21 protein-coding genes are annotated in these 23,155 nt (G+C 62.4%); 9 read left to right on the top strand and 12 right to left on the bottom strand.

All coding sequences use genetic code 11. The features are described 5' to 3' along the window. Positions 1–35: 35 nt before the first annotated feature. The 6 genes from JP75_RS21900 to JP75_RS21875 all read right to left on the bottom strand — a co-directional run bounded on the left by JP75_RS21900 (position 36) and on the right by JP75_RS21875 (position 6,948). Entirely contained in the window at positions 36–1,616 is a 1,581-nt protein-coding gene (locus JP75_RS21900) for a peptide ABC transporter substrate-binding protein (RefSeq protein WP_035086929.1), read from the bottom strand. Positions 1,617–1,627: 11 nt separating this feature from the next. Further along, on the bottom strand, positions 1,628–2,632 hold the full coding sequence (locus tag JP75_RS21895; protein ID WP_051961176.1) for an ABC transporter ATP-binding protein: 1,005 nt from the start codon (positions 2,630–2,632) through the stop codon (positions 1,628–1,630). A gap of 151 nt (positions 2,633–2,783) precedes the next feature. Next, on the bottom strand, positions 2,784–3,788 hold the full coding sequence (locus JP75_RS21890; RefSeq protein WP_035086927.1) for an ABC transporter ATP-binding protein: 1,005 nt from the start codon (positions 3,786–3,788) through the stop codon (positions 2,784–2,786). Continuing rightward, on the bottom strand, positions 3,785–4,957 hold the full coding sequence (locus JP75_RS21885) for an ABC transporter permease (RefSeq protein ID WP_035086925.1): 1,173 nt from the start codon (positions 4,955–4,957) through the stop codon (positions 3,785–3,787). The genes JP75_RS21890 and JP75_RS21885 overlap by 4 nt, the downstream gene beginning before the upstream one ends. Next, the gene (locus JP75_RS21880; protein ID WP_035086923.1) at positions 4,954–5,883 is read right to left on the bottom strand and encodes an ABC transporter permease; all 930 of its coding nucleotides are present in this window, start codon (positions 5,881–5,883) and stop codon (positions 4,954–4,956) included. The genes JP75_RS21885 and JP75_RS21880 overlap by 4 nt, the downstream gene beginning before the upstream one ends. 174 nt (positions 5,884–6,057) lie before the next feature. Further along, entirely contained in the window at positions 6,058–6,948 is an 891-nt protein-coding gene (locus tag JP75_RS21875) for an alpha/beta hydrolase family protein (protein ID WP_160194757.1), read from the bottom strand. A gap of 177 nt (positions 6,949–7,125) precedes the next feature. Between JP75_RS21875 and JP75_RS21870 the strand changes: the two genes are divergently transcribed. After that, entirely contained in the window at positions 7,126–7,512 is a 387-nt protein-coding gene (locus tag JP75_RS21870; RefSeq protein WP_160194755.1) for a MarR family winged helix-turn-helix transcriptional regulator, read from the top strand. Positions 7,513–7,576: 64 nt separating this feature from the next. Next, positions 7,577–8,866, top strand: coding sequence for a beta-ketoacyl-ACP synthase II (gene fabF, locus JP75_RS21865; protein ID WP_035086918.1), 1,290 nt, complete (start codon positions 7,577–7,579; stop codon positions 8,864–8,866). A 335-nt stretch (positions 8,867–9,201) separates the two neighbouring features. Here the strand turns inward: fabF and JP75_RS21860 are convergent, their stop codons facing one another. From JP75_RS21860 to JP75_RS21845, 4 genes are all read right to left on the bottom strand, one after another. Then, positions 9,202–9,894 carry a L,D-transpeptidase gene (locus JP75_RS21860; protein WP_035086916.1) on the bottom strand — a complete coding sequence of 231 codons (693 nt, stop codon included), beginning with the start codon at positions 9,892–9,894 and terminating at the stop codon, positions 9,202–9,204. 147 nt (positions 9,895–10,041) lie between these two features. Further along, entirely contained in the window at positions 10,042–10,614 is a 573-nt protein-coding gene (locus JP75_RS21855) for a dihydrofolate reductase family protein (protein ID WP_035086914.1), read from the bottom strand. Between the two features lie 5 nt (positions 10,615–10,619). Beyond that, a complete protein-coding gene (locus JP75_RS21850; protein WP_051961135.1) occupies positions 10,620–11,129 on the bottom strand; it encodes an SRPBCC family protein in 510 nt (169 codons plus the stop codon). Next, positions 11,129–11,467 carry an ArsR/SmtB family transcription factor gene (locus JP75_RS21845; RefSeq protein ID WP_201772969.1) on the bottom strand — a complete coding sequence of 113 codons (339 nt, stop codon included), beginning with the start codon at positions 11,465–11,467 and terminating at the stop codon, positions 11,129–11,131. Before JP75_RS21845 ends, JP75_RS21850 begins: the two co-directional genes overlap by 1 nt. Before the next feature lie 286 nt (positions 11,468–11,753). On the opposite strand from JP75_RS21845, the gene JP75_RS21840 reads away from it, so the two are divergent. The 3 genes from JP75_RS21840 (at position 11,754) to dxs (ending at position 17,405) form a co-directional block, all read left to right on the top strand. Then, positions 11,754–13,454 carry a L,D-transpeptidase family protein gene (locus tag JP75_RS21840; protein WP_051961133.1) on the top strand — a complete coding sequence of 567 codons (1,701 nt, stop codon included), beginning with the start codon at positions 11,754–11,756 and terminating at the stop codon, positions 13,452–13,454. A 297-nt stretch (positions 13,455–13,751) separates the two neighbouring features. Then, positions 13,752–15,332 (top strand): peptidoglycan L,D-endopeptidase MepK, encoded by a 1,581-nt coding sequence (locus JP75_RS25580; RefSeq protein ID WP_051961131.1) that lies wholly within the window; start codon positions 13,752–13,754, stop codon positions 15,330–15,332. 144 nt (positions 15,333–15,476) lie between these two features. Continuing rightward, positions 15,477–17,405, top strand: a complete 1,929-nt coding sequence (gene dxs, locus JP75_RS21830; protein ID WP_035086912.1) for a 1-deoxy-D-xylulose-5-phosphate synthase — start codon at positions 15,477–15,479, stop codon at positions 17,403–17,405. Between the two features lie 71 nt (positions 17,406–17,476). Here the strand turns inward: dxs and JP75_RS21825 are convergent, their stop codons facing one another. Next, positions 17,477–18,616, bottom strand: coding sequence for a glycosyltransferase family 2 protein (locus JP75_RS21825; protein ID WP_035086910.1), 1,140 nt, complete (start codon positions 18,614–18,616; stop codon positions 17,477–17,479). Between the two features lie 159 nt (positions 18,617–18,775). Here JP75_RS21825 and JP75_RS21820 point away from each other — a divergent pair, with 159 nt between their 5' ends. After that, a complete protein-coding gene (locus JP75_RS21820; protein ID WP_035086907.1) occupies positions 18,776–19,930 on the top strand; it encodes a hypothetical protein in 1,155 nt (384 codons plus the stop codon). Continuing rightward, positions 19,923–20,519 (top strand): hypothetical protein, encoded by a 597-nt coding sequence (locus JP75_RS21815; RefSeq protein WP_152565947.1) that lies wholly within the window; start codon positions 19,923–19,925, stop codon positions 20,517–20,519. The genes JP75_RS21820 and JP75_RS21815 overlap by 8 nt, the downstream gene beginning before the upstream one ends. A gap of 23 nt (positions 20,520–20,542) precedes the next feature. Here the strand turns inward: JP75_RS21815 and JP75_RS21810 are convergent, their stop codons facing one another. Continuing rightward, complete coding sequence (locus JP75_RS21810; protein ID WP_035086903.1) at positions 20,543–20,806, bottom strand: DUF2312 domain-containing protein; 264 nt, start codon at positions 20,804–20,806, stop codon at positions 20,543–20,545. Between the two features lie 172 nt (positions 20,807–20,978). Between JP75_RS21810 and JP75_RS21805 the strand changes: the two genes are divergently transcribed. Further along, positions 20,979–21,542 (top strand): DUF1036 domain-containing protein, encoded by a 564-nt coding sequence (locus JP75_RS21805; RefSeq protein ID WP_084587860.1) that lies wholly within the window; start codon positions 20,979–20,981, stop codon positions 21,540–21,542. 14 nt (positions 21,543–21,556) lie between these two features. After that, positions 21,557–22,996 (top strand): pyruvate kinase, encoded by a 1,440-nt coding sequence (pyk, locus tag JP75_RS21800; protein WP_035086900.1) that lies wholly within the window; start codon positions 21,557–21,559, stop codon positions 22,994–22,996. The last annotated feature ends 159 nt before the right edge of the window (positions 22,997–23,155 follow it).

The following is a 23,155-nucleotide window of genomic DNA, read 5'->3' as shown; positions in this document are numbered from 1 at the left end:
AGCTCCCGCCGGACAATCCGGCGGGAGCATGGAGTTTATTCTGCGATCTGAGCGTCGCGGAAATAAGGCACGTTGAGCGGCGAACGCCAGAAGCCGGTCACTTCCGGGCTCATCATCATGTAATTGTACCGGTGGTACTGCGGCAGGATGACGTGGTCGTTCATCAGGATCGCCTCGGCCTTGCGCATCTCGTCGCGCGAGGTCGCTTCGTCGCTGGCTGCCTTCGCCGCTTCGATCGCCGCGTCATAGTCGGCATTCGACCAATTCGCGAGATTGTTGGCGCTGCCGGTGACAAAATTGTCGAGGAAGGTCATCGGGTGCGGATAGTCGGCACCCCAGCCCATCTGCGCGATCTGGTACTCGACCTTCTGCACTTCCGGATAGAAAACCTGCCATTCGGTGGCCTGGATCTCGACGTCGATGTTGAGATTTTCCTTCCACATCTGCTGGATGGCTTCGAGCAGCTTTTCGATCGGCGGGGAGGAATAGGTCACATAGACGGTAGACGGGAAACCCTCGCCATTGGGATAACCGGCCTCGGCCAGCTCCGCCTGCGCGCCTTCGACATCGGCAGTCTCGGAAAGGCCAAAGGTGTCGCGGCCGTCCGTAAAATCTTCGCCGGCAAGGCTCATGCCTGGCGGCACGAGGCCGAGAGCCGGTGTATCCGCCGACTGCAGCACGAATTCGATGATTTCCGAGCGGTCGATCGCCATGGACAGCGCCTTGCGCACATGGAGATTGTCGAGCGGCGCCTGGTGCGGGTTAAAGAAGCCATAGGTCGTGCCGAGAGCCGGAACGATCATGAAACCTTCGGACTCGACCGAAAGACGCGGAATTTCCGGCGCCGGCACCGCTTCGATCCCATCGACATCACCGGCCTCAAACGCGGCCAGCGCCGTCGCCGGATCGGGGATCAGGCGAAAGGTCAGCTTGTCGAGGCTGACGGCATCGGCGTCATAATAGTTCGGGTTCTTCTCGAAGACGACCGACTCGCCCTGGTTGAACGCAGTGACGCGGAATGGGCCGGTGCCGATAAAGGTCGCCGGATTGCGCGTCCAGCCTTCGGGATCAGCCGAAACCACATCCTCACGCACCGGATAGAAAGTCGGATAGTTGAGGAGCTGCAGCATATAGGGCACGCGCTGCTTGAGCGTAAACGTCAGCGTCTTGTCATCCGGCGCCGAAACGGCAATCGCCGAAGCGTCGCCGCCGCCAAAAGCCTCTTCGGCGCCGACGATGTGATAAAGCATCTGCGAGTTCATCGCGCCGGTGGCGGGGTCAAGCACGCGCTTCCAGGCATAAACAAAATCCGAAGCCTTCACCGGCTCGCCGTCCGACCATTTTGCGTCGCGCAGGTGGAACGTATAGGTCAGGCCGTCCTCGGAGATTTCCCAGCTTTCGGCCAGAGCCGGCACGACTTCGCCCTCGGGGCTCAGACGCACCAGGCCTTCAAACGTGTTGCCGATGATCGGGGAAGCAAAGGTCTCGGCCGTGGTGCCGGGATCGTACTTGGCGCTTTCATTGTTGACCACATAGGTCAGTTCGCCGGCGGCAAAGGCCGAACCGGCCGAAGCCAGCAGCGCCGCGGTTATCAGCGGCAGAACCAGTCTCTTCATTGCGTTCTCTCCTATAGCGGGGCCCTTACCCCGTTTGCTTGTTGCGCCAGTTCCCCGGCGAAGTGACAGGCGGCCAGATGCCCCCCACCAATATCGGTCAATTGCGGCTCCACCTTCGCGCAAAGCTCCACGGCGAGCGGACAGCGCGTACGGAAGCGGCAACCGGATGGAATGTCGATCGGGCTCGGAATTTCCCCTTGCATCGGCTCCGCCGCCCGCGCCGCTTCCGGGTCCGGCACCGGAATGGCCGAGAGCAGCGCCCGCGTATAGGGGTGCGACGGCCGATGATAGAGATCGGCGCTGGTCGCGAGTTCGACGATTTTCCCGAGATACATCACCCCGATCCGGTCCGAGATATGCCGGACCATGGAAAGGTCATGGGTGATGAAAAGATAGGTCAGCCCCAGGTCGGCCTGCAGGTCTTCCAGCATGTTGACGACCTGCGCCTGAACCGACACGTCGAGCGCCGAAATCGGCTCGTCGCAGATCACCAGATCAGGCTCGAGCGCAATCGCCCGCGCAATGCCGATACGCTGCCTCTGACCACCCGAAAACTCATGCGCAAAACGCTGCGCCGAGTCGCTCGGCAACCCAACGCGATCGAGCAGACCGGCCACCTTCTTGCGCCGCTCCGCCGCCGTGCCGATACCGGCAATCTCCAGCGGCTCGGCAATCAGGTCGCCCACGCTCATGCGCGGATTGAGCGAAGCATAGGGGTCCTGAAAAATCATCTGCACCCGCCGCCGGAAATTCCCCAGCAGCCCCTCCGGGGCCTTTCCCACTTCCTGCCCGTCAAAGACGATGCTGCCCGAAGTCGGCTCATGCAGCCGAATGACCGTCCGCGCCAACGTCGATTTTCCGCAACCGGATTCGCCCACGAGCCCCAGCGTCTCACCCTTCATGAGATCGAGATCGACGCCATCGACTGCTTTCAAAACAGGCTTCGGCGCAAACGGCGCCGCAGGCAGCCGGAAATGCTTGTGCAGATCGCGCAGTTGAAGAAGAGGCTGTGTCATGGCGCGCACCAATCCCCCTCCCCATCCCTCCCCGCAAGGGGGAGGGTGCTGGTCTGGTGATTGTGAGAAGCTCTCACCCCAAACTCGATGCGGCACCTCCCCCTTGACGGGGGAGGATGGGAGGGGGTGCCGGCAAACTCGATACCCGCTCTCATGCCGCCACCTCATGCACCGCATCCACCTTCGGCGCCTCAGGGTGCTGCAGCCAGCACCGCGACTGGTGAGCCGCGCCAAACAGCGGCGGCAACGCCGCCATACACTGGCTCATCGCATGCACACAGCGCGGCGCAAATGGACATCCCGGCGGCGGCGCCAGCATGTTCGGCGGGCTCCCCGGAATCGGCGTCAGCCTTTTGTGCGTATCGTCCCGCAAATCCGGCACAGCCCCCAGAAGCCCCACCGTATAGGGATGCGCCGGCCGCGCAAAAAGCTCCCGCACCGGCGCCGTCTCCATGACCAACCCGCCATAAAGCACCAGCACCCGATCGGTCACCTCGGCGATGACGCCAAGGTCATGCGTGATCAAAATCACCGACATGCCCAGCCGCCGCTGCAAGTCCTTGAGCAGCGCCAAAATCTGCCGCTGAATGGTCACATCCAGCGCCGTCGTCGGCTCATCGGCAATCAGCAGTTTCGGATCACAGGCCAGCGCCATGGCAATCATCACGCGCTGCCGCATGCCGCCCGAAAATTCATGCGGATAGGAGTCGAGGCGCTTGGCCGCCGACGGAATGCGCACCAGCTCAAACAGCTCCACCGCCCGCGCCCGCGCTTCCGCCGCGCTAGCCTTGCGATGCCGCCTCACCGCCTCCATCACCTGCTCGCCCACCGTCAAAGTGGGGTTGAGCGAGGTCATCGGGTCCTGAAAGATCACCCCGATCCGGTTGCCCCGCAGGTCCGAAAGCGCATCTTCGTCGAGCGAAAGAATATCGGTCCCCTCAAACGTCGCTGACCCCGCCTTGATCGTTCCGCCCGCCTTCAGCAGCCGCAGCACCGACATGCAGGTGATCGATTTCCCCGAGCCGCTCTCGCCCACGAGCCCGAGCATTTCGCCCTCATGCACGTCAAAACTGACGCCGCGCACCGCCTGCACTTCGCCACGCCGCGTGAAGAACGACGTCGTCAGATCTCGCACCGAAAGAATTGGCTCACTCATCGCCCAACCCTCGGATCAAGCGCATCGCGCAGCCCATCGCCCAGGAAGTTGAAGGCGAACATGGTCAGAGAAATCGCCGCTGCCGGGAAGAAAAGCTGATGCGGATAAGCACGCAACGTCTCCACCGCCTCCGAAGTCAGCGAGCCCCAGCTTGCCAGCGGCGGCGTCACGCCAAGCCCGATAAAGCTCATAAAACTCTCGATGAAGATGGCCGAGGGGATCAGCATGGTCAGGGTGACAATGATCGGCCCAATCGAATTGGGCAGTAGATGCCGCGTCAAAATTCGCGCCGGAGAAGCCCCCATGGTCCGCGCCGCCGCCACATAATCCTGGCTCTTCAAGCTCAATATCTGGCCGCGCACGATCCGCGCCATATCCACCCAGAATACCGAGCCAATGGCGACAATGATGGACAGGAGCCCGGAGTCAAAAACCACCATGAGCAACACGACATAGAGCGTCAGCGGAATCGTCGAAATGATCTCGACAAACCGCATCATCACCGCATCGACCTTGCCCCCCATATAGCCGGCAATGCCGCCATAGAAGACGCCGATGAAAAAATTGACGAGCGTCGCGACAAAGGCCACCGTCAGCGAAATCTGCGCGCCATAAAGCTGGCGCACCAGAATATCGCGGCCCAACTGATCGGTGCCGAAGAGATAGGTTTTGTTCCAACTCCAGCCGCTCGGTCGCACTTCGCTGCCATCTTCGAGCAGCAGCCGCACCGGCAGTTTCGAATAGTCGAGCGTCAGCGTCTGGTCGCCAAACTCATAGGGCTGGCTCTTCTTGATCATTTCCTTGCGGCCGCCACGCAGCAGCCCAAGCATGTTTCCCTCGGCATCCACCTCATAGAGGTTGAAATTCGACGCATTGAGGAAGAACCGCGTCGTCTCCCCGGCCCCATCCGTCACCGCATAGGTTTCAAAAAACGGCGGAATATTCGCGAGCTTCAGGTCCTGCTTGTAATAGGTATGCGGTGAAAAATACGGCCCGAAGAACGCCGCGATCACCAACAGAATAATGAAGACGATACTGACCACGGCCGGCTTGTTGGCCCAGAGCCGCCGCCGCACTTCCTGCCCATAGGTCGGCGCGGGCGGCGCTATGGGCGCCACCTTCTCCGCAGCCGGCACCTTGGCCCACATTTCCGGCGAGATATCGGTCATGCGGCAGCCTTGGTCAGTTTGATGCGCGGATCGAGCCACACATAGAGAAGGTCAACGATCAGGATCATAACCATCAGGATCGCCGCATAGAAAATGGTGATGCCCATGATGGCGGTATAATCGCGATTGGTGATCGACAGCACGAACTGCCGCCCGATCCCCGGCAGGGCAAAAATCTGCTCGATAACGAAAGACCCGGTAATCAGGTTCGCCACCACCGGCCCCAGCACCGTCACTACCGGCAACAATGAATTGCGCAGTCCATGCTTGAAAAGGATCTGCCCTTTTCGCAGCCCCTTGGCCCGGGCCGTCACCATATAATCCTGTTCCAGCGTTTCGAGCAGCGACGAGCGCGTCAGCCGCGACACGAAGGAAATCCAGAACCCCGACAGCGCAAACACCGGCAGGAAATACCCCCGCCAATCATCGAGCCCAAAGGTCGGTACCCAGCCCAGCCTCAGCGCAAAGACATAGATAGACACCGTCGCGATCACATAGCTCGGAATGGCCACCCCGAGCGTCGCAATGAACATCACCGTCGTATCCGGCCAGCGATTGCGATTGAGCGCCGCGATCACCCCGAGCGGCACGCCGAGCGCCACGACGCAGATCACCGCCAGCAACCCCGTCTGCAGCGTCACCGGCAATCCCGCCGCGATCATCGAATTGATCGACACGCCGGGATACTTGAACGATGGCCCGAGATCGAACGTCAGAATCCGCCCGAGATAATTGAGATACTGCTCCCAGATCGGCAGGTTCAGCCCATATTTGGCATTGAGCGCCGCCGCGATCTCCGGCGCGAGCATGCGCTCGGAGACGAACGGCCCGCCCGGCACCGCATGCATGAGGAAAAACGTCAGCGTGACGATCGCCCATAGGGTCACGAGCATCATGCCCAGACGATTGAGGATATAGGTAAACATCAGCTACGCCGTCCCAGGAAAGCCGTGCTGAAGATCGATGCGGTTTCGAAACATTTACGCATAGCATCACCAAAATGACGCAATATCAATCCGATAACCGGGAGATCACAGGGCTTATTTTCTAAGCCTTTGGGAAGCGAAGGGCGGCGCTTAAGCCGCCCCTCCAGGCTAAACCTATTTCAGGTTCTCGGCAAAAAACTCGGCAAAGGTCGTGTCCACCAGCACCGTCACATCCGGCTGGTCGCTATAGAACCCATAGCCATGATCCGCCTCCGGCGCCACCACCAGGCTCGCCTCCGGATAGGCCGCAATCACCGCCTCATTCACCGCCGCCGGCACGACGACATCCTTGTCCCCATGCACGACGATCATCGGCCCCTTATAGGTCCCCGCCAGCTCCAGCGGTTTTGAGGCGATCATGTCGTCAAACCACTGCCGGCTGAGCTGCTGCACCTGCCCCCATTGGGTGGTGAACTCGGCATAACCCTTGTCCCCGCCAGACTCGGCATAAAGCCGGTCGTACTCGGCCTGTCCGCCGAGGAACCCCACCATCATCTCCTGCCCCCAGTCCGCGGAAGGCGCCAGAAGTCCGATGGCCTTATAGGGATTGTCGCTCGAGGCCCCGATGGTCAGCGCAATGCGCCCGCCCATGCTGTAGCCAAAGATCCCCAGCCGATCCTTGTCGACCGCATAATTCTCCAGAATGTAGCCAAGGCTCGCATTGGAATCCGAGATCATATTGGTGAGATAGCCCTCGGTGAACGGCTCCTTGCTGTCGCCCGATCCGGCAAAATCCATGCGAATGGTCAGAATTCCCTTGTCAGCCAGCGCCTTGGCAATCCGACCAAAGCCGCCATTCTCCTGCCGCCCGCCGCCATGCCCATGGTTCATCACCACGGCCGGAAACGGCCCCTCCCCGTCCGGCACCACCACCGTCGCCGGCACAGCCCGCGCACCGTTCTGCACCGTCACTTCATCCACGGTCTCTGCCCTCACAGCGACACTTGCAGCAAAAATCGCGACGCCGGCCACAAGCAGCGACGATCCCAAACGTCTGGCTTTCATAATTTTACCCTCTACCCGTGGCATCCACTATGGGCCGCCACCCAAGATCGCCCAACCGCGATCATGACGAGTGTATGACGCCCAAAAGCCTTGTCTACACCCCGCGCAAATTTGACATGTGCATATGCACGACCTAAATCACCGCCCATGGACTACGCGCTCGAAGACTGCCTGATCATGAACACGCGCAAGGCGGCGCGGGCGCTGACCCGTCGCGCCGATCACCAATTGCGCAGCGTCGGCATCACCGCCGCCCAGTTCAACATCCTTGGCGCCCTGAGCACAAATTCGGCCGCCTCGATCACCGAAATGGCCAGTTTCCTCGCCGTCGACCGCACGACCCTCTCGCGAAACCTCGCCGTACTTGAACGCCGCAAACTGGTCTCTGCCGGTCCCGGCGATCTCGCCCGCATGCGCCGCATCGCCCTCACTCCCGAAGGCCGCAAGGCCTTCGACGCCGCCCTGCCGATCTGGCGTCAGGCCCAGGACGAACTGCGCACCGTGCTGACGAACCCCGACTTCCAGACCACGCTGACCGGCCTCCGCCACCTCGCCAAACTCTAGGCCCAAGACCCTGAATTCGCCCCAATTGCACATCACATCGTGCATATACACAGGAGACAAATATATGCTGCGCCCCGATCCCCAGGACCCCATCGTCGTCACCGGCATGGGCGTTGTGAGCCCCCTTGGCGTGGGGGTCGAAACCAACTGGCAGCGTCTCCTCGCCGGCCGCAGCGGCATCGTCCGCAATGACCGCTTCGACACAACCGACTTCGTCTCCCACATCGCCGGCCTCGTCCCGTCCAAGGCCAATGACGAAGCCGGGTTCGATCCTGCCGACCACATCGACGGCAAGGAAATCAAGAAGATGGACGTCTTCATCCAATATTCCATCGCCGCCACCGCCGAGGCGCTGAACCAGGCCAATTGGCACCCCGAAAGCCCGGCAGATCAGGCCGCCACCGCCACCATCATCGGCTCCGGCGTCGGCGGCTCCCCGGTCATGGCCCGCGCCGTTGAAACCATCAACACCAAGGGCCCGCGCCGCCTCTCGCCCTTCACCGTGCCCTCATTCCTCGCCAATCTCGCCGCCGGCTGGCTCTCGATCCTCCACAGCTTCCGCGGCCCCATCGGCACCCCGGTCACCGCCTGCGCCGCCTCGGCCCAGGCCATCGGCGATGGCATGCGCCTGATCATGACCGGCGAAGCGGAAGTCGCCGTGGTCGGCGGCGCCGAAGGCTCGGTCGATCCCATTTCCCTCGGCGGCTTCGGCGCCTCCCGCGCCCTCTCTGCCTCCCACGCCGATGACCCCGCCAAGGCCTCGCGTCCCTTCGACAAGGGCCATGACGGTTTTGTCCTCTCCGAAGGCGCCGCCACCCTCGTCATCGAAAAGCTGAGCCATGCCCGCGCCCGCGGCGCCAAGCCGCTCGCCGTTCTCGCCGGCTATGGCACCTCGGCCGACGCCTATCACCTCACCGCCGGCGCGCCCGATGGCGCCGGTGCCCAGGTCGCCATCCGCAACGCCCTCTCCATGGCCGGCCTCGACCAGACCCAGATCGGCTATGTCAACGCCCACGCCACCTCGACGGCCGTCGGCGACCAGGCCGAAATCGCCGCCCTCGCCGCCGTCTTCACCAATCGCGGCAAGGACCTTTCCATCTCCTCGACCAAGTCCGCCACTGGCCACCTCCTCGGCGCTGCCGGCGCGCTCGAAGCCGTCTTCTCCATCAAGGCGCTCGAAACCGGCCAGCTCCCGCCCACCATCAATCTCGAAGACCCGATCGAAGAAGCCGCCCCCTTCGACCTCGTCCCCAATCAGCCGCGCGCCAAGGCGATCGATTACGCCCTCTCCAATTCCTTCGGCTTCGGTGGCGTCAACGCCGCGCTGATTTTCGGGAGGGCCCCGAAGCAATAGGGCGCAACCGCCGCTTGGCGCTTGGCCACAAAGGGGGGCGATGGACTGGGAAATCCCGGCAAGCACCTCCCTCCACTTGGGGGAGGTCTATTCCGAACGTCCGCTGACCTTGTGATTTTTTCACCGTGTCATCCCCGCGAAAGCGGGGACCTCCGTTTACAAACAGGGGGTTCCCGCTTTCGCGGGAATGACACCGTGAATGGAGCGTAAATCGCGCAAACGTCCGAGGTGAACAGCCCCCTTGTGGGGAGGAAATGATGGCGGAGAGCCGCAAGACAGGCAAGGCGTCTTCCAGGCCTGAGCCTGAGCCCAACCCCGAAAACCCGGACCAGCCGCTAGGCCTTCAGCACGATCACCTTGGTATCAACTGGCGTCTTCTCATAGAGATCGACCATGTCCTGCGTCAGCAGGCCAACGCAGCCGCTGGAAATGCCCTTGCCGATCGTCTCCGGCATGATCGTGCTGTAGATCGTGTAAAGCGTATAGGCGCCGTTCTGGTAGAGATAGAGCGTGCGCGCGCCCAGCGGATTGTCGAGGCCCGGCTTCATGCCATTGGCATAGGGCGCAGCCTCCGGCTGGCGCGCGATCATTTCCTTCGGCGGCGTCCATATCGGCCATTCGGCCTTGCGCCCGATATAGGCCTCGCCGCTCCACAGGAACCCGGCGCGCCCGACATTGGCGCCATAGCGGGTCGCGTAACCATCGCCTTCGATGCGATAGACATAATAGTGGCGGGGATCGACGATGATCGTGCCCACCGCCTCCTTGGAATCATAGCGCACGCGCCGGCGAAGATATTTGGGATCGACCTTGTTGAGATTGACCGCCGGCACCGGAAAGCGCTCGTTGGGCAGCGGCCCATAGACCCGCTCCGCCTCGGCCACGCTCATTCCCCCGGTCGCAGCGCACCCGGCAAGGCCGAGCGCACCAAATGCGCTGAGGCCCATGAGGAAAGACCGGCGGCTAAAGCCCAAAGGTTTCGTGGCAGTGCCCGCTCCGGCACCGTCGCCAGCATCGATCAAGGTCATCTCGATTTGCTCCCTGGCGCGCCAAGGGCGCGTCTTCCGGGGCAAGATTGGTCCCACCGGCGTTAATTGGCAAGCCGCCTATGCCGTCCCTCCCAAGCGCGAGGGATCAATTCTCGCAACCGCAGCGCGTCCCTGGCGGCGGAATGGCTACCGTCTCGGCTCGTAGCGCAGCGCCACAGCGCCGGAGCTGAGCTCCTTCCGGTCGAGCAGTTTCAGCTCGACATATTTGGAAAGCCCCGAAAACAAGGTGGGTCCGTGGCCGGCGAGTATGGGCTGCATCACGAATTCATATTCGTCGATCAGGCCCAGCTCCGCCAGTGCCAGGGGCAATTTCACCCCGCCCGTAAAAATCGGGCCGCCCGGCTGCTGCTTGAGCTTGGTCACCGCTTCGCCGAGGTCTCCCCTCACGAGCTCGGAATTCCACTCGACCCGGTCGAGCGTTGATGAAACGACATATTTCTTCATCGCGTCGATCGTCCGGGCAAAAGGCTCCGTCCAGTCCGGCGGCGTCGATGTTCGCGTATCCAGCCGCCAGGCGCCTTCCATCATCTGATAGGTGACACGGCCAAACAGCAGCGCATCGGCCCGGCCGATGCTCTCGGTCGCATGGCGATGCGTTGCCCGCAGCATTTCCTCCTGCAGCGCCGGGTCTGCCGGTATCGCATTGTGATGCACGCAACCATCGAGCGTCACGTTGATCGAATAAAGAAGAGGTCTCATTACGCTCATTGCTCCTTTGTCGCGCGGGCCGCGAGGGCCAGGGCAAAGCGCTCTAGCTGGCTGACGAGGGCAATGGTGGCGCCGCGCGTCATTTCCGGGTCTGGGTGACGATCGGCCGTCAGCACCATCCGAACGCGGCCCCCTTCGGCATGAAGCTCGACCAACATGTCATAGGGGTAGGATTCGACCCCGGGCACAAAATCGATATCGAAGCGAATGCGCAGTCGCCGCAGATGCGCCAGTTCGACGAAGCGGCCGCGTACCTCTGCCCTCGGCGGCCTGTTGAGGTTCGCGAGATAAGCGATCTGCTCGCCGCCCACCGCAGTCATCACATGTTCGAAGGCACCGCCGACCCGCAGATCGAGAACAGACACTTCCATGCGCATGCCCTCCGGACCGAACCAGGCTTCGAGCCCGTCCTTGGTGGTCCAAAGCGCCCAGACGTCCTCTATCGCCGCGTCATAGACCCGCTCGAACCGGATCGTATCCGCGCCCAATGCACTGACCTCGTGCATCACGTCTCCTCCCCGGATTGCCGCTCGCCCTGCCGTCGCGCCAGCGCCGCATCGAAGCGATCGAGCCGACCTTCCCAAAGCTTGCGATAGCTTCGCACCCAGTCCTCGATTGCCTGGAATGGCTCGGGTTTGAGCGAATAGAGCCGCCGCGCCCCATCGGGCCGCATGGCGACAAAGCCGGCTTCACCCAGAATCCGCAGGTGCCGCGAAACGCCGGACTGATCGATATCGACCGCCCGGACCAGATCGCCCACGGCCCGCTCTCCGTCCGCCAGCGCTTCGACAATCCGAAACCGCGTCGGGTCGGCCAACATCTGAAACACGTCTTCCTGCATCATGATGCATATGTATCGTCATGCATATATCGAGTCAATCCGCCTTGCTGTTCGGCAGGCCGCGCACTGCCCAAAAGGCCGCCCGCCCTACCCAAGTCGATAAATTTCAAGGGCTTGGATCAAGCGCCCAGATGACGCCCGCCGCGGCCGCGTTGCGTCTCCGCCACAGATGAACATCACGTTTATGGGAGCGATTGCTCCCGTTAAGGTTTCATGAGTAATGAATTTACCCCTGATGTGCCCGAATCTCTTGGATTCTGAGGCGTTTCCGGCGTGATTAGGAGCGAAGATGCGTAAGCTATTGGTCAGTCTCGTTGCGGTGCTTGCTGCGACCTCCATTGGCCAGGCGGCAATCGGCCAGGAAGTGGCCGCCCTTGCCATTCAGCCGGTGGTCATCGCCCCACCGCAAAACGATCTCGCCCGCACCATCAAGACCGGCCTCTCTTCCGCCTATGGCGCGGCCAAGACCGGCTCGCGCGCCTACGAAGAGGCCCAAAAGCTCTATTTCCTCTATGGCGAACGCCACTTCGAGCCGATCTGGCTCAGCGAAGGCGCCGGCGGCAAGGTCACCTTCTCGCCCTCGGCCCAGAAGATCATCGCCCTCTTCGAAAAGGCCGATACCGAAGGCCTGCGCCCCAGCGACTATCTGACCGCCGATATCGACCTCACCCGCGCCAATAGCAGCGATCCCCTCGCGCTGGCCGGCCTCGAAACCGCCTTTTCCGGCGCCGTCCTGCGCTATGCCAACCACATCTACAATGGCCGCATTCGCCCCCAGTCGGTGAGCGAGAACCTCGACATCACGCCCAAGCCGCTCGACCAGGCGGCTTTGCTGGAGCGCCTCGCCCAGAGCCAGGACCCGGCCCCGATCCTTGCCGAGCTTGAGCCAAAACATCCCGAATTCCTGGCCCTCAAGGCCGCGCTTGCCAATTTCGGCGCCAGCACCACCGAGCGCCCAGTTCCAATCGACAATGGCCCGACGCTGCGCCCCGGCAATTCCGACGCCCGCATTCACGCCATCCGCGCCCGCCTCGAACTTCCGGCGGGCGCCACCAATGTTTATGACGACACCCTCGTCACTGCCGTCAAATCCTTTCAGGAAAGCCAGGGCCTCGAAGTCGACGGCATTATCGGGTCGGCGACCATCGCCGCCTTCAATGGCGGCAATGCCACGCGTCGCGAAGACATTCTGGCCAATATGGAACGCTGGCGCTGGATGCCGGCCGATCTCGGTCAGTTCAACGTCTTCGTCAACATCCCCGAATTCCGCCTCTCCATTCAGCGCAATGGCGTCGAGGAATACGGCACCCGCGTTGTCGTCGGCACCACCAAGAACCAGACCCCGATTTTTTCGGATAATATCCGGCATCTGGTGGTAAACCCCTATTGGAACGTCCCCTCCTCGATCATCAAGGGCGAGATCGCGCCGGCCGTGCTGCGCAATCCCGGCTATACCGACAGCCACAATATGGACCTCCTCTATAACGGCACCCCGGTCAGCCCCTGGCAGGTGGATTGGTCGCAGGTTTCCACCTCCTACTTCCCCTTCAAGGTCCGCCAGCGCCCCGGCGCCGGCAATGCCCTGGGCCAGATCAAGTTCCTCTTCCCCAACAAGCACGACGTCTATCTCCACGATACGCCGTCCAAGTCGCTCTTCGCCCGGTCCTTCCGCGCCTTCAGCCACGGCTGCATCCGCGTCGAGAACCCGATGGAATTTGCCGACGCCTTGATGGTCAACGATCCCAAGATCAGCCGCGCCTCCCTCGAAGCCATGTTCGGCCCCAATGAGCGCTGGGTGAACCCGGAAACCCAGATCCCAGTGCATCTCGCCTACTTCACCCTGCGCGTTGGCACCGACGGCACGATCCGCTCCTATGGCGACGTCTATGGCCACAACGAGAAGCTGATTGAAGCCATGGGCCTTGCCAATTCCGCCCCGCCCACCATCGTGGCCGAGGTCGAAAACGTCCCCGAAGAGCTTTCCCCGTAACCAATTCTCGCCTCGGTTACGGTCAACGGTAACAGTCTGTTAGCATTTTCGCCTTGGTTGCGCCCGCTTTTGCCCTTAATAACGAAGGCGTGAGGGGGCCACCTGGTCGGTTCACACCTGGTTAGCGTTAATAAAATCGCACGATTTTAGCGCTAACGTCGAACGATACTGGCATTGAACCGGGCAGAGTTAGGCGTGACGGGGATTTCCTTTTTGCAGCGTGGTGTTTTTCTGCGTTTTGTCGCAGTAACGCTTGTAACTATTTGTGCGATCGGCATTTTTGCCGTTGGACCCGCCATGGCCGCCACCGAGCGTGCCCTCTATCTCTACTATACGCACACAAAGGAAACGGCGCGCATCGTCTTCAAGCGCGACGGCAAATATGTGCAATCGGGCCTCAACGAGCTCAACCAGTTCCTGCGCGATTGGCGCCGCAACGAACCCACCAAGATGGACCCCCGCCTCTTCGACCTGATTTGGGAGGTTTATCAAGAGGTTGGCGGTTCCCAGCCGATCAATATCGTCTCCGCCTATCGCTCTCCCAAGACCAACGCCATGCTGGCGGAAACCTCCTCGGGCGTTGCCGACAATTCCCAGCATATGCGCGGCACCGCCATGGACTTCTTCATCCCAGGCGTAAATCTTGCAAAATTGCGTGCCGTGGCAATGAGTAAGCAGGTCGGCGGCGTGGGCTACTATCCAACCTCCGGCAGCCCCTTCGTCCATCTCGACGTCGGCTCCGTCCGCGCCTGGCCGCGCATGACCCGCGCCCAGCTCAAGGAAATTTTCCCCGACGGCCGCACCATGCACCTGCCGACCGACGGCAAGCCGCTCTCGCAAGAAGGCTACAACATCGCCCTCGCCGAGTGGAAACAGTGCCACTCCTATCCCTGCAATGGCCGCGGCTCCTCGGGCACCATGGTCGCCGATTCCGGCGGCGGTGATGGCAAGACCCTGATGGACGTCCTCTTCGGCGGCAAGCCTGGCAACGCACCCGCTCCAGTCGCCGCGGCAACTCCGGCACCGGTTCAGGTCGCTTCCGTCGCGCCAGAAATGGCAATGCCGGAAGCAGCTCCCGTCCCGGCCGCACGCCCGGCCAGCATGATGGTTGCTGCAGCAGCGCCGCAATCCGACGCTGTGGCGCCCGTCCCCGCCGATCCCGCCTTCATGCCCTTCTCCACCGTCGGCAGCGCACCGCTCGATGCCTCGGAAATGACGACGCCCGTCATGGCGCCGATCCCCGCCATGAAGTCCGAGACCCTGCGCGTCGCTACCGCCTCGGCCCTGCCCGCAGGCGACGCTGTCACCGCTCTCGCGGCGCTCACCGACGCGCCCGTCCCCATGCCGCCGCTCCACACGAGCGAGCCCGAAACGACCCTCACGGCCTATGCCCCGGCCCCGACCGGTCTCGGCCGCCCGGTGATCGCCTCGCTCGGTCCGACCGTAACCGGCTCCATTCCCTCGACGCCGGCCACCCAGCACTCCGTTCTGGCTTCCGTCGGTACGCCCATGCCCACCGAGCTGACCGCGCTTCCGCCTTCGCCGACGGAAATGGCCAACCTCTTCTCCGGCACGTTCACCGCGGCTGAAGCAGCACAGGAAGCCGACCTCGTCGCGGCCTTGACCAGCCATGTCTCGCGCCCGGTCGCCCCCACCGGCATGCGCAAGCCCGAGCTCGTCGCCCCCGATTTCGAACACGTCGCCGACGTCTTTGCGGCTCCCGCGAGCCTGAGTTCGAACCATTTCGCCGTGATCTTTGATCGCGACGAGGCAGATTTCGATCCGACCCCGGAAATGGGCCGCTATGTCATCGTCATGGGTGCCGGCGAAGACACGACCATGGGTGGCAATGCCCGTTTCGCACCGGCAACCAACTAAAACGCGGCAAGGCGCCGCATCCGCGCCACTTTCTTTGATTTCAAGCGTTTGATGTGACCGGCGCCTCGTGGTGCCGGTCCTTGCATTGGCACAGGCACGCGCCTAAACAACTCGTGTTGCCGCCGCTTCCCAAGGAGCCCCCGCTTGGCCGAAAAGCCGCAGACGCCGTTGCTCGACACGGTCCAATCGCCCGCCGACCTGCGCGCTCTCCCCCGCGAGCAGCTGCGCCAGCTTGCCGATGAACTGCGCACCGAAATGATCGACGCGGTTTCCGTCACCGGTGGGCATCTGGGCGCCGGCCTCGGCGTCGTCGAATTGACGGTCGCCCTGCACGCGGTTTTCGACACGCCGCACGATCGCATCATCTGGGACGTCGGCCATCAGGCCTATCCGCACAAGATTCTCACTGGCCGCCGCGACCGCATTCGCACCCTGCGCCAGAAGGATGGCCTTTCCGGCTTCACCCGCCGCGCCGAAAGCGAATACGACCCCTTCGGTGCCGGCCACTCTTCTACCTCGATTTCGGCCGGCCTCGGCATGGCCGTCGCCAGCGAGCACTTGGGCACGCCGCGCAATGTCGTCGCCGTCATCGGCGATGGCGCCATGTCGGCCGGCATGGCCTATGAAGCCATGAACAATGCCGGCGACATGGATGCGCGCCTCGTCGTCATCCTAAACGACAATGACATGTCGATCGCCCCGCCGACCGGCGCACTCCGCGCCTATCTCGCCCAGCTCGTCTCGAGCCCGGCCTATCGCGGCACGCGCGACGCGGCGAAATCCATCGTCAGCAAGCTGCCAAAGCCGCTGCACGAACCAGCCCGCAAGACCGAAGAATTCGCGCGCTCCTTCTTCACCGGCGGCACGCTCTTCGAAGAGCTCGGCTTCTACTATGTCGGCCCCATCGACGGGCACAATCTCGACCACCTGCTTCCCGTGCTCGACAACGTGCGCGAGATGGAAAAAGGCCCGGTACTGATCCATGTCGTGACCAAGAAGGGCAAGGGCTACGCCCCGGCCGAAAACTCGGCCGACAAGTATCACGGCGTCAGCAAATTCAACGTCATCACCGGCGCCCAGACCAAGGCGCCGTCCAACGCGCCCTCCTATACCTCAGTCTTTGCATCAAGCCTCATCCAGGAGGCCGAGGCCGACAAGCGCATTGTCGCCGTCACCGCCGCCATGCCCAACGGCACCGGCCTCGACAAGTTCGCTGAACTCTTCCCCACCCGCATCTACGATGTCGGCATTGCCGAACAGCACGCGGTCACCTTTGCAGCAGGCCTTGCCAGCGAAGGCATGCGCCCTTTCTGCGCCATCTATTCGACCTTCCTGCAGCGTGCCTATGACCAGGTGATCCACGACGTCGCCATCCAGGGCCTGCCGGTGCGCTTCGCCATCGACCGCGCGGGCTTTGTCGGCGCCGACGGGCCCACCCATGCTGGCAATTACGACAACGCCTATCTCGGCGCCATTCCCGGCATCGTGCAGATGGCCGCCGCAGACGAAGCCGAACTCCGCCATATGGTCGCAACCGCCGCCGCCTATGACGCCGGCCCGATCAGCTTCCGCTATCCGCGCGGCGACGGCATGGGCGTCGACATGCCCGCCCGCGGCGAAATCCTTCCCATCGGCAAGGGCCGCATCGTGCGCGAGGGCGGCACCATCGCCCTCCTCTCCTATGGCACCCGCCTCGGCGAAGTCATGGCCGCCGCCGACAAGCTCGCCGCCCTCGGCCTCAACCCGACCATCGCCGATGCCCGCTTCCTGAAACCGCTCGACGAAGAGCTGACCGCGCGCCTCGCCCAGACCCACGATGTGCTGATCACCACCGAGGAAGGCAGCATCGGCGGCTTTGGCAGCCATGTCGCGACCTTCCTCGCGTCGAACGGCCTCCTCGACGGCAAGGTGCGTTTCCGCCCGCTGATGATTCCCGATCGCTTCGACGAGCATTCGAGCCAGAACGACATGTATGCGGCCGCTGGCCTTGACCGTCACGGCATCGTCCAGACGGCGCTCACCGCCCTCGGCTACGACGAAGCCGCCATGAAGGCGGCTCTGGCTCAGGCCTGAATCAAACCAAAAATACGCATGAAAAAATCCCCGCTCGCGCGGGGATTTTTGTTTGGAGAATTGCGTTCGCCCTACTTCCAGGTAAAGGCGCGCGTCACCGCATAGTTGAACACCGAGCTCATGATCGCACCGGAAAGGCCCGCCACAAAAGTCTGGTGATCCCACTGGTAGATGGCATTGGCGACCGAGATATTGGCAATGCCGCCCAGCGCACAGATCGCGCAGAAGCTCAGGAAGCCCGTGATCAGGCGCGTGCCTTTCAGCTTGCGGTCGGCATAGGTCAGGTTGTTGTTGAGCACGAAGTTCCACGCCATGGCGATCAGCGTCGCCGCGATCTGCGACACTACAAAGTCCTGGCCGAAGATCGAGGTGAAGAGCGCCAGCGCCGCAAGGTGCACCACGACGCCTGTGCCACCCACGAGCCCAAACAGCAAAAAGCTCGGCGGCAGCGCGCCGGCGGTCATCTTCGAGACCCAGAGACCCAAATACTGGATCACGATCAGCGGGTTCATCTTGCTCTCGCCCGCATGGCGCGGGCGGAACGTGTAGGGCACTTCCGCGATCTTCAGCGGCTTGCCCATGCGGGCCGAGGTCACGATCAGGTCGATGAGGATCTTGAAGCCGTCGCTGGCAAGTTTTGGTGCCGCTTCCAGCGCAGCCTCGCGGCGCATCAGGAAAAAGCCGCTCATCGGATCGCTCACCGCCTGCCCGGCAATCATGCCGGCAAGGCGATTGGCAAGGTTGCTGCCCGAAAGGCGTGTGGCACTAAGCCCATCGCCAGCCGAACCGCCCTCGGCAAAGCGCGAGCCAACGACGAGATCGGCGCCATTCTGCGCCTCGGCCAGCATTTTGGGCAGAATGGTTTCGTCGTGCTGATGGTCGGCATCGATGACAGCCACATAGGGCGCCGCCGTAACGGCCATGCCTTCGACACAGGCTGAAGCCAGACCCCGCCGACCAAAGCGCCGGACGCAACGGATATTGGCATAGACCCGGCTCAGCTCGTTGACGACATCGGCCGTGCCATCGGGGCTGTTGTCATCGACGACGATCATTTCCCAAGGCGTATCGCCGAGCGCCAGAGCGACTTTTTCGTAAAGCAACTCGATATTGCCCCGCTCATTATAGGAGGGGACGATGACGGCGAGCTGCGGGGGACGGAAATTGGTATGAAGTGCGACGCTGGCTTCTTGGATCGGGCCGTTCGACATTTTTCTGGAGCACTCTGGCTGCGGGCATTCCCCCTTAAAAGCACGACACGCACTTAAAGTTGCGTGGGATAGATTTCATGGCTGGGTTGCACGGCACGCAGATGTGGCCGCCCCCGCTTTATGCCAATCCACGTTTTCCCCCTCATAGCCGGAGGCGCCGTGTATTCACCCAGTACCGATTTCAGGCAGGATAGGCCGACCGCGCTGATCCTGCTTTTGCCGCTCCTCTTCGTACTAAGCGGCACGCTGATCCGCTTCCTCGCCTTCCGCTATGCTCAGCCCGATACCGATTGGACGCAGTATTTCGACGCGCTCTGCCGTTGGGATTGCACCTGGTATGTCCGCATGGCCGAGACTGGCTATGACACGTTCCCGGTGCCCTCGCGCGTCTCCGCCGGCAATTGGGCCTTTTTCCCGTTCTATCCCATCCTTGTCGGGATGATCGGCAAACTCATTCCCTTGCCCACCATTGTTCTCGCGAGCATTCTCTCGATCGTCACGGCCTATGCCGCCGTCGTCGTCGCCTGGCCGCTTCTGGGTCGAAACATCAGGGCCTACGCCCTCTACGCCGCCTTCATGCTGTCTGGCCCCGTGTCGTTCTACTTCACCACCTTCTTCACCGAGGTGATGTTCGTCCTTCTTACAACGCTGGTCTTCCGCTTCCTCAACCGCTCAGACTATCTCGGCGCGGCCGCCGCGGCGGCTCTCCTATCCGCCACCCGCATCGTCGGGGTCTTTGCCTCGCTCTCCATCGGCATCAAGGCGCTGATGGACTATCGGCAAGACAAGGGCACCTGGCGCGGCGTCATCGGCGGCCTGCTCGGCCAGCCAAAACTGGTCCTCGCCATCTTCATCTCGCCGCTCGGCTTTTTCACCTACATGGCCTTCCTCAATTACTGGATCGGCGATGGCCTTGCCTTTAGCCACACCCAGCGCGCTTGGGGCCGGCAGATCGCCAATCCGCTAACTTATCTCTGGGAAGGCCTCGTCAACTGGTCCAACGGCGGCGCGCTCCTCAGCAATTCCCAGATCCTGGCACTCGCCGCGGTTACCGGCCTCATCATCACCGGCGTTCTCGCTTGGCGCAGGCAATGGCCTGCCGTGGTCTTCTGCCTCTTCTGCATCATCATTCCGCTGGCGGCCGGCCTTGCCTCCATGCTGCGCTTCATGGCCGGCATGGCCCCGATCACCATCACGGCCGCGACGATCCTGGGCAAAAACCGCTGGATCTTCGCCATCAGCCTCATGAGCCTCGTCATCGGCGCCTGGTTCGTCACCCTCGCCTGGCTCGGAGGCAATGTTGCGCTTGTCTGATCGCTCGCCGCTGACCCTCGGCGCCTATACGCTTGCGGCTATCCTCGCCCTCTTCGAGCTCGCCGTGCTCTGGCAGGCGCTCAACCCCAATGTTTCGGCCGACTACCGCGCCTACTATATCGACCGCACCACCACCTGCCTGCCGCAGCCGGTCACGGGCGAATATGCATTGGGCACGGAGCTCGATTTCCGCTCCGAAGGCGACGAAACCCGCGAACTCCGCCCCTGCGGCTGGACGGGCCCGGCTGGCGACGGCACCCATTCGGTGGGCGAAACCTCGCGCCTGCGCTTTGCCGTCGACGCAAATGGCCCGCTGACCCTGATGCTGGAATTGACCGGCGTCACCCTGCCCGGCCCCGCCCAGCAACGCGTTCTCATCTCCGCCAATGGCCAGGACATCGGCGAAATCGCCGTAACGCCCGACAAGACCGAACGTTTTGCCATTTCGATCCCGGCAAATGCTTTGGATGATGATGGCTTCGTCGACATAAAGCTCGACTATCCCGACGCCATCTCGCCGGGAAAACGGGTCTCGAACACTTATTGGCGTTCGGTGAAACTCACCGCCGCGTCGCTCAGCCCGGCTTGACCGGGCTGAGACGCAAAAAAATGTCAGTGGTCGGAGGCGCCTTCGACCATGCCGAGAGCCGACATATAAAGTTCAAGCAGGGCTTCCTGCTCCATGCGCTCATTGGCGTCCTGCTTGCGGATCGTCACGATCTTGCGCAGGATCTTCGTATCAAAACCGTTGCCCTTGGCTTCGGCATAGATTTCCTTGATGTCAGCCGCAATGGCGGCCTTTTCTTCTTCCATCCGCTCGATGCGCTCGATGAATGCGCGGAGCTGGTCCTGGGCGACGCTGTCTTCGACGGCCATCGTAAACCTCTTTTTGTTCTGGCTGTCTTGAACCCCAAGGACCCGCTCGGTTCAAGCCCTTGACTGGCCGATTCTCTACAGAAGCACGCATTGCATGCCCGCAATTCGGTCAAATCCCCGCAATAGCCATTGACCCGCCTCCGTCCATCGGCTCAAACACTCCGGTATTTCCATGACCCAGGGTTCGCCCTTGCATCGCTTCCGCCTCGGCCTGACGATTTTGCCACTGCTTGCGGGCGGCTTTTTTCTGGCCCCGGTCGCGCCCGCCTATGCGGATTTGCGCATCTGCAACGAGACGGCAAACATCCTCTCCGTGGCCCTTGGCTATCGCGCCGAGCGCGGCTGGATGAGCGAAGGCTGGTGGCAGACCCCGCCCGGCGATTGCCGCACACTCTATCAGGGCGACCTCGCTCGCCGCTTCTATTACCTCTACGCCGTCGACGATATCGGCGGCGGCGCCTGGGACGGCCAGGTCTTCATGTGCACGCGTGACGAAACCTTCACAATATTCGGGGTTGAGGATTGCCTCGCGCGGGGCTATGAGCGCACCGGGTTCTTTGAAATCGATACCCAGAACCGGACGGACTGGACGCTGCAGCTAACCGAAAGCGCGGGCGCGCCCAATGTGGTCGGTCCGGATGCAGGTGAAGATCTTGAGGAGCCGGCCTTCCTGGTTGACCCCGAAAATGATGCCGACCAGGTGGTGCCCCTCCCGCCGCCACCGCCGAACAGATAGAGCACGGATACGCAATGAGACGGATCAGACGCGCGAAGATCCTCGCCACCCTCGGGCCCGCAAGCAACGAGGAAAAGATGATCGAGGAACTGGCAAAGGCCGGTGCGGACATTTTCCGCATCAATATGAGCCATGCCAGCCACGAGCTCTTGCACCAGACGGTCGCGCGCATCCGCAGCGTTGAAGCGCGCCTGAAACATCCGCTCGGCGTGCTTGTCGACCTTCAGGGTCCCAAGCTGCGCGTCTGGAAGTTTGCCGAAGGCTCGGTCAACCTGGTCCAGGGCCAGAAGTTCACGCTCGACAGCGACAAGAACGACACCGGCAATTCCGAGCGCGTCTACCTGCCGCATCCGGAAATCATCGAAAGCGTCTCGGTCGGAGACCGCCTCCTTTTGGACGATGGCAAGCTGCAACTCAAGGCGACTAAAGTCGGAGGCGGCGTCATCGAGACCGAAGTCATCTATGGTGGCAAGCTCTCCGACAAGAAGGGCGTTTCCCTGCCCGATACCCTGCTCCCGACCGGTGCTCTCACCGAAAAGGACCATGCCGACCTCTTGGAAGGCCTCAAGGCCGAGGCCGACTGGATCGCGCTTTCCTTCGTGCAGCGTCCTGAAGACATCATCGATGTCCGCAAGATCGTCCAGGGCCGCGCCGGCGTCATGGCCAAGATCGAAAAGCCCCAGGCCATCGATCGCCTCGAAGAAATCGTAAAACTGTCCGACGCCATCATGGTCGCCCGTGGTGACCTCGGCGTCGAACTGCCGCTCGAAACCGTTCCGGGCCTGCAAAAGCGCATGATCCGCATGTCTCGCCGCTATGGCAAGCCGGTGGTCGTGGCAACGCAGATGCTCGAATCCATGATTACCGCGCCGGTGCCGACCCGCGCCGAAGTTTCCGACGTGTCGATCGCCGTCTTCGAAGGCGCCGACGCCGTCATGCTCTCGGCCGAGTCCGCTTCGGGCCAGTACCCGATCGAAGCCGTCGCGACCATGAACAAGGTGGCCGTTGCCGTCGAAAGCGACGCCAACTATCGCGGCATCATCCGCGCCGCCCAGACCGAGCCGGAAGCGACCGCCGCCGACGCCATTTCGGCCGCCACGCGCCAGGTTGCCGAAACGCTGGACCTCGCTGCCATCGTCACCTACACGGCTTCGGGCTCGACCGGCATCCGTGCTGCCCGCGAACGTCCGAGCAAGCCCATCATCGTGCTCTCGCCTAATATGCGCACCATCCGCCGCATGTCGGTGGTCTGGGGCGTCCATTGCGTGCAGACCGAAGACGCCGTCAGCCTCGAAGACATGGTCGACCGCGCCTGTGTCATCGCCTACCAGGAAGGCTTTGCCCGCCCCGGCGACCGCATCGCCATCACTGCCGGCATTCCGCTCGGCACCCCCGGCGCCACCAACATGCTCCGCATCGCCTTCGTCCGCCAGGACGGCGCCGGTTCGAGCTGACTTCGCGCCGTGCCAAGGCAAAATCGCTCCGGTGGAGCGATTTTAGGCAAGAAGGCCATGAGAGCTACGCTCGAATGGCACGACTGAATTGGAAAAGGCCTCGGACAGCGTTCGAGGCCTTTTGTTTTGGAGAGTCACAAACAACTCGAAGTGGCATTG

It is taken from the genome of Devosia riboflavina (assembly GCF_000743575.1).
GTDB lineage: Bacteria > Pseudomonadota > Alphaproteobacteria > Rhizobiales > Devosiaceae > Devosia > Devosia riboflavina.
Note: the sequence above shows the minus strand (reverse complement) of the source record. Positions and strands in the feature narration are given on the sequence as shown.

Bases quoted from the DNA above. Each gene is read 5' to 3' on its own strand.
- JP75_RS21900 (WP_035086929.1), bottom strand. From the start codon at position 1,616: ATGAAGAGACTGGTTCTGCCGCTGATAACCGCGGCGCTGCTGGCTTCG.
- JP75_RS21895 (WP_051961176.1), bottom strand. From the start codon at position 2,632: ATGACACAGCCTCTTCTTCAACTGCGCGATCTGCACAAGCATTTCCGG.
- JP75_RS21890 (WP_035086927.1), bottom strand. From the start codon at position 3,788: ATGAGTGAGCCAATTCTTTCGGTGCGAGATCTGACGACGTCGTTCTTC.
- JP75_RS21885 (WP_035086925.1), bottom strand. From the start codon at position 4,957: ATGACCGATATCTCGCCGGAAATGTGGGCCAAGGTGCCGGCTGCGGAG.
- JP75_RS21880 (WP_035086923.1), bottom strand. From the start codon at position 5,883: ATGTTTACCTATATCCTCAATCGTCTGGGCATGATGCTCGTGACCCTA.
- JP75_RS21875 (WP_160194757.1), bottom strand. From the start codon at position 6,948: ATGAAAGCCAGACGTTTGGGATCGTCGCTGCTTGTGGCCGGCGTCGCG.
- JP75_RS21870 (WP_160194755.1), top strand. From the start codon at position 7,126: ATGAACACGCGCAAGGCGGCGCGGGCGCTGACCCGTCGCGCCGATCAC.
- fabF (WP_035086918.1), top strand. From the start codon at position 7,577: ATGCTGCGCCCCGATCCCCAGGACCCCATCGTCGTCACCGGCATGGGC.
- JP75_RS21860 (WP_035086916.1), bottom strand. From the start codon at position 9,894: ATGACCTTGATCGATGCTGGCGACGGTGCCGGAGCGGGCACTGCCACG.
- JP75_RS21855 (WP_035086914.1), bottom strand. From the start codon at position 10,614: ATGAGACCTCTTCTTTATTCGATCAACGTGACGCTCGATGGTTGCGTG.
- JP75_RS21850 (WP_051961135.1), bottom strand. From the start codon at position 11,129: ATGCACGAGGTCAGTGCATTGGGCGCGGATACGATCCGGTTCGAGCGG.
- JP75_RS21845 (WP_201772969.1), bottom strand. From the start codon at position 11,467: ATGATGCAGGAAGACGTGTTTCAGATGTTGGCCGACCCGACGCGGTTT.
- JP75_RS21840 (WP_051961133.1), top strand. From the start codon at position 11,754: ATGCGTAAGCTATTGGTCAGTCTCGTTGCGGTGCTTGCTGCGACCTCC.
- JP75_RS25580 (WP_051961131.1), top strand. From the start codon at position 13,752: ATGGCCGCCACCGAGCGTGCCCTCTATCTCTACTATACGCACACAAAG.
- JP75_RS21825 (WP_035086910.1), bottom strand. From the start codon at position 18,616: ATGTCGAACGGCCCGATCCAAGAAGCCAGCGTCGCACTTCATACCAAT.
- JP75_RS21810 (WP_035086903.1), bottom strand. From the start codon at position 20,806: ATGGCCGTCGAAGACAGCGTCGCCCAGGACCAGCTCCGCGCATTCATC.
- JP75_RS21805 (WP_084587860.1), top strand. From the start codon at position 20,979: ATGACCCAGGGTTCGCCCTTGCATCGCTTCCGCCTCGGCCTGACGATT.
- pyk (WP_035086900.1), top strand. From the start codon at position 21,557: ATGAGACGGATCAGACGCGCGAAGATCCTCGCCACCCTCGGGCCCGCA.